The sequence below is a fragment of the Comamonas sp. Y33R10-2 genome, from assembly GCF_019355935.1.
Taxonomy (GTDB): domain Bacteria; phylum Pseudomonadota; class Gammaproteobacteria; order Burkholderiales; family Burkholderiaceae_C; genus Comamonas.
This window is the reverse complement of sequence record NZ_CP079925.1, coordinates 946245-959638: the sequence shown is the minus strand read 5'-3', so window position 1 is coordinate 959638 and position 13394 is coordinate 946245. Positions and strand designations below refer to the sequence as shown.

Sequence of the window (13394 nt, the reverse complement as noted above, 5' to 3'; positions counted from 1 at the left end):
TATAATTTTGCAGCTCATGAACCTATTGCCCATTTCTGCCTTTGCCGACAACTACATCTGGATGCTCCACGATGCAGAGCATGCCGTTGTCGTTGACCCAGGACAGGCAGAGCCCGTCCTGAACAAGCTGGCGCAGCTGGGCTTGAAGCTGCAAGGCATTCTAGTCACCCATCATCATGCTGACCATGTGGGCGGCTTGGATGCGTTGCGCTCAGCCACAGGCGCTCCCGTCTGGGGACCTGCCTACGAGAGCCTACCCGAGCCCGTGACCCGCGTTCAAGGTGGTGACCGCGTTGAGCTGCTGGGCGGCCCTTGGCAAGTGATCGATGTACCCGGCCACACCAGCGGCCATATCGCTTTTTTCAGTGACCAAGTGCAACTGGGTTCTCAAGCCGCTCAAGCACAACCCATCTTATTTTGCGGCGACACCCTGTTTTCAGGCGGCTGCGGGCGTTTGTTTGAAGGCACGCCTGCGCAAATGCAGGCATCGCTGGATGCGCTAGCCGCTTTGCCCGCCAGCACGCAGGTGTGCTGCGCCCATGAATACACACTCTCCAACTTGCGATTTGCGCAAGCTGTGGAACCAAACAACCCAGATTTGGCTCAGTATCTGGATCACTGCCAAAAGCTGCGTGCGCAAAACCTGCCCACACTGCCTTCGAGCTTACAGATCGAACTGGCCATCAACCCCTTCATGCGCAGCCGCGCTGCAGATGTCATTGCAGCCGCTATCGAGCATGACCCACAAACCAAGCCCGAGGAGCCCGCCAGCGTGCTGGCTACCTTGCGCCAATGGAAAAACGTTTTCTGATGAAACTGCTCTCCACCTTGCTGCTCACCAGCGCGCTGATTTTGACCGGCTGCGCCACCACCAGCAGCGTTGACCCCATGTATCCCGATGGCCCGCTCAAACCACTGAGTCAAGGCAAGGCTGGCAGCTCTGAAGTCACTGAGCTTGAAGCGACGGGCGATCTGTGGGTGCGCATCCGCAAGGGCTTTGCCATGCCCGATCTCGAGCAAGACTTGGTGCAAACCCAAGAGCAGTGGTACTCCAGCCGCCCTGACTACATTCAGCGCATGACGGAGCGATCCAGCAAATACCTCTTCCACGTTGTAGAAGAGCTGGAACGCCGCAACATGCCCACCGAGCTGGCTTTGCTGCCCTTTATCGAAAGCGCGTTCAACCCACAAGCGGTTTCCAGCGCCAAGGCTGCCGGCATGTGGCAGTTCATGCCTGCGACAGGCACGTATTTCGACCTCAAGCAAAACGCCTTTCGCGATGACCGCCGCGATGTGCTGGCATCCACCCGCGCTGCGCTGGACTATCTGCAAAAGCTGCACAACATGTTTGGCGACTGGCACCTTGCCTTGGCCGCCTACAACTGGGGTGAAGGCAGCGTGGGCCGCGCCATCAAGCGCAATGAAAAGCTAGGCCTGCCCACCGGCTACAAAGACTTGCAAATGCCCGCTGAGACACGCATGTACGTGCCTAAGCTGCAGGCAGTTGAAAACATTGTGGCCCACCCTGAGCGCTTCAACGCGGAGCTGCCCGTGATCGAGAACCACCCCTACTTTCAAGCGGTGAGCCTGCCCCACGACATTGACGTCGAACTCGCGGCCAAACTGGCCGATGTCAGCATCAAAGATTTCAAGGCACTTAACCCCAGCTTTCACAAGCCCGTGATTTTTGCCCGTGCCACGCCGCAAATTTTGCTGCCCTGGGACAACGCCAAGGTCTTTCGCCGCAACCTGCAGGCCTATAGTGAAGGCCAATTCGCCAGTTGGACGGTGTGGACAGTTCCCACCACCATCACAGTCTCCGAAGCGGCCCAGCGTGCAGGCTTGAATGAATCCGATCTGCGATCAATCAACAACATCCCGCCGCGCATGCTCATCAAGGCAGGCTCGGCGCTGATGATTCCGCGTGACGCCAATGTAAAGGGTGATGTACCCGGCCATGTGGCCGACAACGGCCAGATTTCTTTCGCCCCCGAGGTCGTGACTGTTCGCACCACCGTCAAGGCCCGCAAACGCGATACGCTGGTCAGCGTGGCCAGCCGCTATGGCGTCAGCGTCTCCAACTTGGCTGACTGGAACGATCTGAAGTCCACCGCATCGCTGCGCGCAGGCCAGTCACTCATCGCCTACCTGCCCAGCCGCGCTGCACGCAGCGCACGTGCTGAGGCCAGCGGCAGCCGTAGCAGCAAGGCTTCTGCCTCCGGCAAAAGCAGCAAGGCCAGTGGTACCTCATCTCGCGGTGGCAAGAACGACCCCAAGCCACGCGGCGGAACACCTGCCAAAAAGCGCAAGTAATTAAGAGCGATTAACTAAGAGCGGCTAGCACCACTCGTGATACGCCGTCGCTTAGCCTTCTCTCAAAAGCCAACCCAAAAAAAGCCCGCTGATCGCAAAACCAGCGGGCTTTTTTAAATCAATTAAGGATTAAATTGATAGCAACATATCATTGATGCATGAGGACTATATAGCTATTAAAACCATATTCAGCGCCTATCCACCAGCGCATGGGCAATCGTGCCCAAGTCGACATATTCCAGCTCGCTGCCAATGGGCACTCCACGCGCCAAGCGCGTCACCAAAATGCCGCGTGACTTCAGCGCTTCACTGATCGCATGGGCCGTAGCCTCGCCTTCGGCCGTGAAGCTAGTGGCCAAGATCACCTCTTGCACCGAGCCATCGCAGGCCCGCTGCAGCAGTTGCTTCATGCCAATTTCTTTGGGCCCCACGCCATCGAGCGGCGACAAACGCCCCATCAACACGTAGTAAAAGCCTTGGTAAGCGCCCGTGCGCTCCATGGCGGCCATGTCAGCAGGCGCCTCCACCACGCACAGCCGCGCGCTATCGCGGCCCGCGTCATTGCAGATACGGCAAATAGCGCCTTCGGTGAAGGTGTGGCAGCGCTCGCAGTGGTGTACCGAGTTCACCGCCGAGTCCAGCGCCCGCGCCAGTTGCAGCGCCCCTGCCTGATCACGCTGCAGCAAATGAAACGCCATGCGCTGAGCTGACTTGACGCCCACGCCCGGCAGCTTGCGCAGCGCTTCAATCAAGACATCCAGAGATTGCACATCAGACACAGGCTTGTCCTTTCACTCACCAGAAAAAAGGCGATCCGGAGATCGCCATTGTTTGCATCGACGCCCTAGAAACTGGCACAAACCATCTCAGGAGCAACGAGCAAGCGCCGCCGCGCAGCAATGCCGCCGTCCCCCTCAGGGGGAAGCGGCAAAGCCGCACAGGGGGCGTCAATCAGAAAGGGAATTTCATGCCGCCAGGCAGGCCAGGCATACCGGCGGTGATCTTGCCCATCTTCTCGCTAGAAGTTTCTTCAGCCTTGCGCACAGCAGCATTAAAAGCAGCGGCGACCAAGTCTTCGAGCATGTCCTTGTCTTCAGCCAGCAAGCTAGGGTCAATGGTGATGCGCTTGACGTCGTGCTTGCAGGTCATCACAACCTTGACCAGACCGGCACCAGATTCGCCTTCGACTTCGATGTTGCCCAGCTCGTCTTGAGCCTTCTTCATGTTGTCTTGCATGGACTGGGCTTGCTTCATCAAACCGGCGAGTTGTCCTTTATTGAACATGTGAATTCCTTCTTTTGTTGAAACGCCTTATTCAGGCTAAATGGATAGGGGCTTGATGCTGCCAGGCACGATTTTCGCGCCAAAGTCACGCCTCAAGGTTTGCACCAGTGCATTGCTTTTGACAATGTCTTCCGCAAGCAGTTGGTGAGTTTTCTTCTCAACGGCCAATCGACGTGCCGGAGTATCGGTCACCGGGCCCAGCTCAACTTGCAATTGTCGCGCATGACCAGCGGCCTCCAGCGCTGCACGCAGGCGATCACGCGAGCCTGTTTGATTCAATGAACTGGAATCAACTCGCAAATGCCACAAATCACCGTCACGGCTTATCAACTGTGACTGCAGCGCCAATTGCCGCGCCAGCGCCGCCACGGCTTCGGTCTGCAGCAATTGCTCCACCACGTTTTGCCACAAGTCGCCTTCAGCCGTGCGCTCAACGGGAGCCACGTCTTGGGCGGTGCTGACATAGCCGCCGGCAGACTCTTGCACCACAGGCTCTTCATGCACCATAGAAGGCAGTGAACTCATGGGCTGACCGACATCCACATCGGAATCATCGCTCCAGCGGCCATCATCGGCCCAGCCCTCCTCAGGCATCCCGGCCCAAGCGGCTTCACTGGGGTCCACGGCCTCTTGCACCTCTTCTTGAACTTCTTCCGGCTCGGCTTCTTTTACTTTTTCTCGAACTACCGAAGCAGGCACTTCATGTGCAATGGGCTGATCTTGCGCGTGCACCACAGCAGGAGAGTGCAATGGCTCAAGCGCTTGAATCGGCGCAGCCACAGCATTAGCTACCAATACTGTAGCTTCAGGTGCTTTATTGACTTGGACTTGAGCCTGTTTTGACTCTAAAAGCTCAGCAAGCTCTTTCGGTTCGGCTGCCGACTCTAGTATTGGCTCAACGACCTGCACAGCTATCGGCTCTACTGCCGGATGCGATACAGCAAGCGAAGCTTCTGGAGTGACCACTTGCACATCTGTAAGTGCTGATGAAGAAAGAGACTTTTCAATCAGTGCAGTAGCAGGCGCCGCAGCAACCGGGCGGCTAGCCCTCAGCGCTGGAGTTTTTTTTTCAGCCGCGCCGTTATCAGCTCCATCGGGCGAATGCGCGGGTTTGAACGCCAACAGTCGCAGCAGCGCCATGGTCAGCGCCGCATACTCGTCAGGAGCCAGACCCAGCTCCGCACGGCCATGCAGGCAAATGCTATAGAGCAATTGCGTCTCGTCACTTGGCATCAAGCTGGCCAGACGATCAATTTCAGCAGCCTCCGGGTCGCTGGCATCCAGCGGCATATCCGGCACGGCCTGCAACACAGCCATGCGCTGTAGCACGGCGCACATTTCTTCCAGCGTCGACGCAGCTGACAAGCCGTTAAATCGCAGTTGCTCGGCGGTCTCAACCACTGTGCGCCCATAGCCTTGGGCCAGCGCATCAATCAGGCGGAACACATGGCTGCGGTCCACGCTGCCCAGCATCTGGCGTACCGATGCCTCTTGCAGCTGGCCACTACCAAAAGCAATGGCCTGATCCGTCAAGCTCAGCGCATCACGCATAGAGCCACGCGCAGCACGCGAGAGCAGGCGCAAGGCCTGCGACTCAGCCGACACTGCCTCTTTGGCCAACACCTGCGTTAAGTGCTCCAGCACCGTCTCAGGCGCCATAGGACGCAGATTGAACTGCAAGCAACGCGAGAGCACCGTCATCGGCACTTTTTGCGGGTCAGTCGTGGCCAGCACAAACTTCAAATATTCAGGCGGCTCTTCCAGCGTCTTCAACATGGCGTTGAACGCTGTGTTGGTCAGCATGTGCACCTCATCGATCATGAAGACCTTAAAGCGCCCCTGAACTGGCTTGTAAACCGCTTGCTCCAACAGGCTCTGCACCTCGTCCACACCCCGATTGGATGCAGCATCTAGCTCGGTGTAGTCAGGAAAGCGGCCGCTATCAATTTCAGTGCAGGCAGCGCAAACTCCACAAGGAGTTGCTGTGATACCACCATTGCCATCTACACCTTGGCAGTTCAACGACTTGGCCAAAATGCGCGACACCGTCGTTTTGCCCACGCCACGCGTACCCGTGAACAGGTAAGCATGGTGCAGTCGTTGCTGGGTCAAGGCATTGGTCAAAGCCTGAACCACGTGCTCCTGCCCCACCATTTCGGAGAAGGTACGGGGCCGGTATTTACGAGCAAGCACTAAATAAGACATAGCCGCTGATTCTACGGGGCAAGGACATGCCAGCAAACCTGCTCATTGAATCTCATTTCGCACATCTCCGATACGTGTCACTTTTGCATCTATAATCAGCCGTGACGGGCCCCCTCGCATGGGGAAGCGGCCAACCGGGTCAGGTGGGGAACCAAGCAGCCCTAACTGTGAAACCAGTGCCGAGGTAAGGTTCGTCACCTTTCGATGGAAATCCTCTTTATATACAAGAGGCTGTCTTCCTAGAAAAGCTATCTTTGACTATGTGTGACGCAACGCTGTTACACATGAATGTTGAAAAATGATAGCAAACACCCCGAATATTTACCTAGAAAATTTCCGAGCGCCCTTTAATCAAGGTGTGCGCTGCTGCATTCCCCGTGCCCTACGGTAGTCAGAATCAGTTTTCAAAAAGCTGCGAGCACAGGGTAAACACCAGCCGCTTGACACTCCCACATCCGCCACGATGAACATTCCTTCACTTGCAAAAGGTATGTTTATGAATGGACAACCATCCAATCCCAACTGGCCCAGCAAGACTGGCGAACCATCAGGCGGTGGTCGAGGCAACAACCCGCCCGGAGGTGGCGGCAAGAAGTGAGGTCGCCTACCTATCAACCATGAAGCCCCTTGCAAGGGGCTTTGTTGTCTCTGCCACTCATCTTGTGCATTTGCACTAAGCGATGGTTTGTGCAAGCGCTCATCACTTCAACCGCTTGGAGCAAGCCACCTTGGGAACCCTCACCAAATCGTCTCAACTGCCAGATGTGTCATCCCCTGCTCCACAACTGCCGAACAAAGACGAATGATTCATGCCTAGTTGTTTCTACATCTTCGACAAAGAGACAGCTCGAAGGTTTATTGAATAAAAGCCAAATTCATGGGCAAAAAAAAGCCGGCACCTTTGGGATGCCGGCAAGAGAGGAGAGACACTGAACACACACAAAACACATTCAGATTCGCAGGCGCCTAATGACGCTCCTAAAAATCCCAAAAATCAACGCAGACGGAAGTTTCCATCCACAAACATAGATGAGCGGTGACCTGTTTCACATTGCTCATCGGCATAAGACCAGAACGCCTGAACTGTGCCCTTGTCAGAGTCGATGATTTGGCTGACAGTGAAGCCCGTTTTCTCAATCCAGTTGAGGAAGTGCAGGTGATCGCTGAGCTGCAAATAACTGACTTTTTCACAGCCTTCGGAGACATGGCCTTGCGAGTCCACCACACGCCAGCGCATTTGCCCATTGGGGGTGTAACGCACTTCGGCTTTGCTGTCCGGAAACTCAATGGATGCGTCGCGTCCCAAAAGAGTTCCGGCGTATTGCATCGAAAGCATGGACATGATGAGACTCCTTGAATAAATACGTTTTCAATCGAAACGACAAATCTTTTTGCGTAACGCTATGGTGAATCTGTGCCGTTTTTAAATTTGTGGGAAAGAAGCTAATGCCTTCGTCGGCGAAGATTTTTTAACAAATTGAGGATTTCGGTCTAGCCTGTGGCAGCAAAATCGCACGCAATTGCCCGCTAAGGAAATATGGAGAGTAATCACTCGCAACCCGTCAAATTCTGAGCGTGACGCGGACCCACTGGATGGCGCCGCCCGCATCAATATCAAAGCCAGCATTAAGCAGTCCTGAATTCATAGCTGCTCAGAATTAAATGACTGTGACTCGCGCTCGTTTGGGCGAAAAACCCGCCAAGATAAAGCTTCAAGGACTGCGGTAGAGTGCCGCTCGCCTGCCCCTCTCTGTGTTTATTCCTTACGCCTTTGCATGACTGAAATCACCCTGCCCGCCCATCCTCCGCTGCATATCCTCTGGCAGGACGAACACATGGTCGTTGTCTACAAACCCGCAGGCTGGCTGGTGCACCGCACTGGGCTGGATGCATATGAGACCCGGTTTGTAATGCAGACGCTGCGCGACCAGCTGGGGCGGCATGTTTGGCCGGTACATCGCTTAGACAAGGGCACTTGCGGCGTTTTGGTGATGGCCCTGCACAAAGAGGCAGCGCAGGCGCTGGCTGCCAGTTTTGCAGCCCATGAAACACGCAAAGAGTATCTGGCCGTGGTGCGCGGCTGGCTACCCGGAACGCTGCAGGTCGATCACGCACTCAAACCCGATGACGCCCCAGAAGATGCAGCCGTGCAAGAGGCTCACACCACGCTGCACTGCCTGTCTCAGCTTTCTTGGCCCGAGAGTTATGACGGCCGCCATTCAGAGACTCGCATTAGCCTAGTGCAAGCCCTGCCCACCACGGGTCGGCGCCATCAAATTCGCCGCCACCTCAAACATGTGGCCCACCCCATCATTGGTGATGCCACCCACGGCAAAGGCCCACTGAATCGCTGGTGGGCTGAGCGCCTAGGTCAGCAGCGGCTGTGGCTGCACGCCAAGGCGCTAGAGATTGCCCACCCCATGAGCGGTGAGCCGATGCGCTTTGAGGCTGACTGGTCTGCGCTAAGCCATGTGCAAGAAGCGCAGGACTGGCAAAAACTGCTGGCCTTACCGGGCTGGCAGGCCACTACAGAAATTCAATAAAAATAGCTGCTAGTCCTAATTAATAAAGGACTAGCAGCTATGATTTTTAAGTGTTAAACCGCAGACTTAGGCGTTGCGCGAATCCACTTTCCTTCTTCGTCAAACTGCAAGCTGGGTGCAGCGACAAACTCATATTGCGCTTCAGGGTCGGCCTTGAGTTCGCCCTGCAGCAACTCCACCAGTCGCTCATTGCCCATCTTCATGCCGCAGGCCTGTGCATGGCCACCGCCGCCAAAACTTTCCGCCAAGGGGATGCAGTTGAAGTCCGAGCGCGAGCGCAGGCCCACCTTGGTGCCCTTGTGATTGGCATGCCACATCAACGCAAAGCTGCCGCTTTGGCGTGCCAGCAGGTCACCGACTTGGCTGTGGAACATGCCGGGGCAGTTCACCATCAAGCCTTGCTTGCCGTTGAAGACCAGCACTTGCGCGCCGTCTGCAATGTCAGCGCAGAGCTTTTGGTATTTTTCATCCATCGCACCGCCACGGGCCATGTAAACGGCTTCTTGCTCAGGCGTGAAAGCGGCAATCTCGGCCCAGCGCTCAAAGCTGCGTACGGGCTCCATATCCAGTGCGGCAAGGAAAGGCGCGCTTTCGGCGAATTCCCACTTCCAGATGTCGCGGTCTTCGATGTAGCGAATCAGGCCGGGCACGGGCTTGTCAGACTGGAAGAACTCCCAGCCCAAGCGAGCGCCGGATTTGTTCATATCGAAGTGCACCACGCCGCAAAGGCATTGGTAGCCACTGAGCTTTTCAGCAGCGCTTTTGTGGTGATCGAGCACCACCAGCTTAGAGACGCGAGATTCGATCTCGGCCATCAGCACAGGCTCAAAAGCGAAGTCCAGCACGTACACCGCACGACCTGTCAGATCGCCCAAGTCATCGGCCGTCTGAATTTCGCCATGATCCAAACCGCGAAACTCGGCCTTGCCTTCATAAAACAACCACGCAGCCAGTGCCGCGCCAAAACCATCGGGGCAGCGGCGACCGTGATAGAGGATGAGAGGATTGGGATCGTTGCGATCAGGGCGCACCAGCAACTGCTGGAACAAAGAGGGTTTGGCGTTCAGTGCTGTCATATCTTCACATTTTCACCGTTTGCCGTGCATCGCGGCTGTGCGTGGGCATTGCAGCGGGCATGAAGTTGAGGCATTTTGTGGGCAATCAATAGATGCGCTGAACCATACCTGACGAGAAATACTTCACCCACACCTTGGTAAGTCACTGCTTGCTACCAGCCCCACGTAGCACAGCTATTACCCCCCGAGATTTCGGTATCTACCTAAGACCTTTGACTTGGCATGCGCCTATGATGGGGCCTTGCTAATGAAATGCTGCGGTCACCGGCAGGCCCGCCTTGCAGGTTTGCCAAGACAGCTACAGCGCTGGGTGCTCCGCGGCCCCTGTATGCGATCTACTCCCGATATCACACCCCACCTCGGCACCTTATTCAGCTTTCGTCGCGATCTGCACGCAAATCCTGAACTCAGGTACGAAGAGCACCGTACAGGCGATAAAGTCGCCGCGTATCTCACAGCCCTAGGCCTGACCGTGCACCGCGGCCTGGGCCAGACTGGCATCGTCGCCAGCATCTATGGCAAGGGCCGTAGCAAGGACAACCCCGGGCGCAGCATTGGCATCCGCGCTGATATGGATGCGCTGCCCGTCACGGAAATCAACACCTTTGACCACATCAGCCAAAACAAGGGCCGCATGCATGCCTGCGGTCATGACGGTCACACCACCATGCTGCTGGGCGCTGCCACCACACTGGCGCAGCAAACCGACTTTGACGGCACGGTACACCTGATCTTTCAGCCGGCAGAAGAAGGCGGCGCCGGCGCCAAGGCCATGATCGATGACGGCCTGTTTGACAAATTCCCCTGCGAAGCCGTATTTGCGCTGCACAACTGGCCATCAATGCCATCTGGCCAGATGGCGGTCCGCGTGGGGCCCATCATGGCTTCCACCTTGCGCTTTCAAATTAAAGTGCATGGCAAAGGCGGCCACGCAGCCATGCCCCACACCACGCTGGACCCGATTCCTGTGGCCTGCGCCATCGTCAGCCAGTTGCAGACGCTGGTCTCACGCAGCACAGACCCGCTGGACTCTGCTGTGTTGACCATTGGCAAGATCAGCAGCGGCACGGTGGAAAACATCATTCCCGATAACGCCGTCATCGCCGGCACTGTGCGCACCCTGAAAAAGGAAACGCGCGAGATGTTTGTCGAAGGCATCAAACGCATCAGCAGCCATGTCGCCGCCGCGCACCTGTGCCAAGCAGAATTTACGCTGCGCCCCGGCGCTTACCCCAATACCACCAACCACGCCCGCGAAGCCAAGTTCATGGCTCAGGTGATGCGTGAGGTGGTGGGTGACGAAAGCACTTTTGACGATGTGCTGCCCGCCATGACAGCCGAGGACTTCGGCTTCATGCTCGAGGCCGTGCCCGGCGCTTACGGCTGGATTGGCAACGGCCCCAGCGACGGCCAGCCCGGCGTGGGCTTGCACAATCCCGCCTACGACTTCAACGATGACAACATAGCCCGCGGCTCTAAGTTCTGGGATTTGCTGGCACGCCGCTACTTCGAGCAGCCTGCGGCTTAAAGCTAAAGCCCGGCGGAACTACTACGCTATTCATAGCAATTATTCCGCACTCAGCAATGAGTGCGGGCTTTTTTCATCTCTTTTCTGCGCTTTGTGCATCGTTTTATGCAGCGCTCTGACCAGCACTCCAGACATCGCTCTTCATATCGCTTAAATCAACGCCCAGCACATCGACCAGCCACTGCTGCTGGGGCAGCGGTTTGCCCAGCAGCATGCCCTGCAAAACAATGTCTGGATTCCACTGCACCAGTTGCAGCGCTTGCTCAGACAGCTCAACGCCTTCAGCCACCACGCGCAGGCGCAGCCTGCGCGCCATCAAAAGCATCGCCTCCACCAGTGCTGCATCTTTTTCTGAGCGATGGCTGCCGCTGACAAAGCTTTGATCAATCTTCAGCTCCTGAATCGGCAGGCGCTGCAAGCTATACATGCTGGAGTAGCCGGTGCCAAAGTCATCCAAAGAGGTCTCTATACCCATGCGGGTCAAGGCTTCAATGCGGATGCGCGCTTGGTCAATATCACGTACCACGGCGCCTTCTGTGATCTCCAGCGTTAGCTGGTGCGGGTTAGCACCGGTTTCCTGCAGCACCTGCTCTAGCGAGGTCATGAAGTTTTCATGTCCAAACTGAAATGCGCTGACATTGACCGACAGCCGCAGCCCGCGCGCCAACAGCGCGGGAGTTGCCAGCAGCAAGCAAGCTTGGCGCAGCACCCAGTCGCCCAGCAGCACGATCAGATCCGTCTCCTCTGCCACCGGAATAAACTCTGCCGGGCTCACTAGCCCCCACTTGGGGTGTTGCCAACGCACCAGCACTTCAGCGCCGACACAGTGACCACGCCCATCCGTCTGAGTTTGCAAATACATGCGCAGCTCACCCAGCGGAATGCCGTTGTGCAAGTCTTTGGCAATGCGCATGCGGCGGTCCACATCCTGCGCCATGCGGGGCTCAAAAAATACCAAACTCCCAGGGCCTTTTTGCTTAGCCTCGCGCAGCGCTACGCTGGCAAAACGCAGCGCATCGTTACCGTTACCGCCGCGGCGGGCAGACTCCAGCACCACCCCACCCATGCAGCAACTCACTAACTCGGTTTCTACCCAGCTGTTGAGACTGAAGGGGGTTTGCAAAGACTTTTTCAAAGTCTGCGCGTACTGCCTGAGCTGATCCGTCACGCCCTCGGCATGCCGATGCAAGCTAGCAAAAACAATAGCAAACTCTGCAGCTGCGATGCGGGCAATCCAAGCATCATCGGGCAAGACCTGAACCAGCCTCGCCCCCATTAGCGCAATCAGCTCATCACTGTGCTGACTGCCATGCACACCGTTGAAAGCCGAAAATCTATCCATGTCCAGCAGCAGCAAGCCATGGCAATCGTCCTGTTGGGTATGAATGAGTTCGCGCAAATACAAAGTCAGCGAGTGGCGGTTGGGCAGGCCCGTAAGCGGGTCTAAATACACCAGATCGTGAATACGGCGCTCCGCCAGAACGCGCTCAGACAAGTCACGCTTGAGTTCCACATAGTTCACCACCTCACCATTGGGTGTGCGAATTGGCGCGATCAGCAGCGATTCACGTAATGCCTCGCCATTGCTGGCACGATTCGTCATCTCGCCGCGCCACACCTCACCAGCAGCAAGCTGAGCCAGCGCACGCTGGCGGCTGCCAAAATCCATGCCATTGGTTGAGACTGACTCAGTTGGGTGCCCCAGCACCTGCTCACGTCTATAGCCGGTACGGGCCAAAAAGGCATCGTTGACATAGACCACCGTCAAAGTGGTGTCGGTAATAACAATGCTCTCGGGATTTTGCTCAACCGCGAAGTAGAACTTGCTCAGCTCATGCTGGCTGGCGTTGAGAGTGGCCAGCATCTGCTGCCCTTTTTGCACTCTGCGCCACAAAATCATACGTGCCTGCAAACTCATCGCCAATGCCAGCACCAGCATGCCCGGCACATGGATCAGGCCCATCAAGGCAGTCGTTCTTTGCAGGGCTGGCTGTTCGTAAATTACCGGCGGCACCCCCCAAAAAGCGCCCAACACCGCAATAGATGCTGCAAACATGAAAATCGAAGCAAGCAGGCCCTGCACCCAAACCGTGATCACCAGCCAAGCTGCAAAAGCAATCACTGCGGGGCTGTAAAAACCACCAGAGCGCCAAATCAGCAGCACGGCTAGCAGCCAATGACCCCAAACAAAGCAGCGCACCATCCAGTCCCACTGCCTTGCACGCGCCAAACCCATGCACACCAGTGACAGCAGCATCATGGACAAGGTAATGCCCACGCCCCAAGGGTCGAGCACATCACTGAGCACCCACACCAAAGTCATCAACGCCCCAAGGCCCAGCATCCATAGGCTGGCCAACCACACCATGCGGCGCATGGGTAGCCGGTATCTGGCCTCGACAAAAAGACGCTGCATGCCAACCTTCTCAATATTGAGTGCTAGAA

The 13394-nt window shown here is 56.6% G+C and carries 10 protein-coding genes and 1 other RNA gene; 5 read left to right on the top strand and 6 right to left on the bottom strand.

What is annotated here, in order from left to right; translation table 11 throughout:
• The first annotated feature begins 16 nt into the window (after positions 1-16).
• Both gloB and KUF54_RS04330 read left to right on the top strand, forming a co-directional pair.
• Positions 17-811 carry a hydroxyacylglutathione hydrolase gene (gene gloB, locus KUF54_RS04335; protein ID WP_219345453.1) on the top strand — a complete coding sequence of 265 codons (795 nt, stop codon included), beginning with the start codon at positions 17-19 and terminating at the stop codon, positions 809-811.
• Positions 811-2313, top strand: coding sequence for a transglycosylase SLT domain-containing protein (locus KUF54_RS04330; protein ID WP_219346266.1), 1503 nt, complete (start codon positions 811-813; stop codon positions 2311-2313). The genes gloB and KUF54_RS04330 overlap by 1 nt, the downstream gene beginning before the upstream one ends.
• Before the next feature lie 188 nt (positions 2314-2501).
• On the opposite strand, the gene recR is transcribed toward KUF54_RS04330, so the two are convergent.
• The 3 genes from recR to dnaX form a co-directional block, all read right to left on the bottom strand.
• Positions 2502-3092, bottom strand: a complete 591-nt coding sequence (gene recR, locus KUF54_RS04325) for a recombination mediator RecR (RefSeq protein ID WP_219345452.1) — start codon at positions 3090-3092, stop codon at positions 2502-2504.
• A 172-nt stretch (positions 3093-3264) separates the two neighbouring features.
• The gene (locus KUF54_RS04320; protein WP_219345451.1) at positions 3265-3597 is read right to left on the bottom strand and encodes a YbaB/EbfC family nucleoid-associated protein; all 333 of its coding nucleotides are present in this window, start codon (positions 3595-3597) and stop codon (positions 3265-3267) included.
• A gap of 36 nt (positions 3598-3633) precedes the next feature.
• Entirely contained in the window at positions 3634-5802 is a 2169-nt protein-coding gene (gene dnaX, locus KUF54_RS04315) for a DNA polymerase III subunit gamma/tau (protein WP_219345450.1), read from the bottom strand.
• Positions 5803-5905: 103 nt separating this feature from the next.
• On the opposite strand from dnaX, the gene ffs reads away from it, so the two are divergent.
• An RNA gene (ffs, locus tag KUF54_RS04310) (signal recognition particle sRNA small type) lies at positions 5906-6001 on the top strand.
• Positions 6002-6796: 795 nt separating this feature from the next.
• Here ffs and KUF54_RS04305 read toward each other — a convergent pair.
• Positions 6797-7144, bottom strand: coding sequence for a hypothetical protein (locus KUF54_RS04305; protein ID WP_219345449.1), 348 nt, complete (start codon positions 7142-7144; stop codon positions 6797-6799).
• Positions 7145-7577: 433 nt separating this feature from the next.
• Between KUF54_RS04305 and KUF54_RS04300 the strand changes: the two genes are divergently transcribed.
• Positions 7578-8345: a pseudouridine synthase gene (locus KUF54_RS04300; protein ID WP_219345448.1), complete on the top strand. Its 768-nt coding sequence runs from the start codon at positions 7578-7580 to the stop codon at positions 8343-8345.
• Positions 8346-8398: 53 nt separating this feature from the next.
• Here the strand turns inward: KUF54_RS04300 and KUF54_RS04295 are convergent, their stop codons facing one another.
• The gene (locus KUF54_RS04295) at positions 8399-9421 is read right to left on the bottom strand and encodes a DHH family phosphoesterase (protein WP_219345447.1); all 1023 of its coding nucleotides are present in this window, start codon (positions 9419-9421) and stop codon (positions 8399-8401) included.
• A gap of 328 nt (positions 9422-9749) precedes the next feature.
• On the opposite strand from KUF54_RS04295, the gene KUF54_RS04290 reads away from it, so the two are divergent.
• Positions 9750-10949, top strand: coding sequence for a M20 aminoacylase family protein (locus tag KUF54_RS04290; RefSeq protein WP_219345446.1), 1200 nt, complete (start codon positions 9750-9752; stop codon positions 10947-10949).
• 103 nt (positions 10950-11052) lie between these two features.
• Here the strand turns inward: KUF54_RS04290 and KUF54_RS04285 are convergent, their stop codons facing one another.
• Positions 11053-13365 (bottom strand): bifunctional diguanylate cyclase/phosphodiesterase, encoded by a 2313-nt coding sequence (locus KUF54_RS04285; protein ID WP_219345445.1) that lies wholly within the window; start codon positions 13363-13365, stop codon positions 11053-11055.
• Positions 13366-13394 lie beyond the last annotated feature (29 nt).

Coding starts and splice junctions, on each gene's coding strand:
- gloB (WP_219345453.1), top strand. CDS start 17: ATGAACCTATTGCCCATTTCTGCCTTTGCCGACAACTACATCTGGATG.
- KUF54_RS04330 (WP_219346266.1), top strand. CDS start 811: ATGAAACTGCTCTCCACCTTGCTGCTCACCAGCGCGCTGATTTTGACC.
- KUF54_RS04320 (WP_219345451.1), bottom strand. CDS start 3,597: ATGTTCAATAAAGGACAACTCGCCGGTTTGATGAAGCAAGCCCAGTCC.
- dnaX (WP_219345450.1), bottom strand. CDS start 5,802: ATGTCTTATTTAGTGCTTGCTCGTAAATACCGGCCCCGTACCTTCTCC.
- KUF54_RS04305 (WP_219345449.1), bottom strand. CDS start 7,144: ATGTCCATGCTTTCGATGCAATACGCCGGAACTCTTTTGGGACGCGAC.
- KUF54_RS04300 (WP_219345448.1), top strand. CDS start 7,578: ATGACTGAAATCACCCTGCCCGCCCATCCTCCGCTGCATATCCTCTGG.
- KUF54_RS04295 (WP_219345447.1), bottom strand. CDS start 9,421: ATGACAGCACTGAACGCCAAACCCTCTTTGTTCCAGCAGTTGCTGGTG.
- KUF54_RS04290 (WP_219345446.1), top strand. CDS start 9,750: ATGCGATCTACTCCCGATATCACACCCCACCTCGGCACCTTATTCAGC.
- KUF54_RS04285 (WP_219345445.1), bottom strand. CDS start 13,365: ATGCAGCGTCTTTTTGTCGAGGCCAGATACCGGCTACCCATGCGCCGC.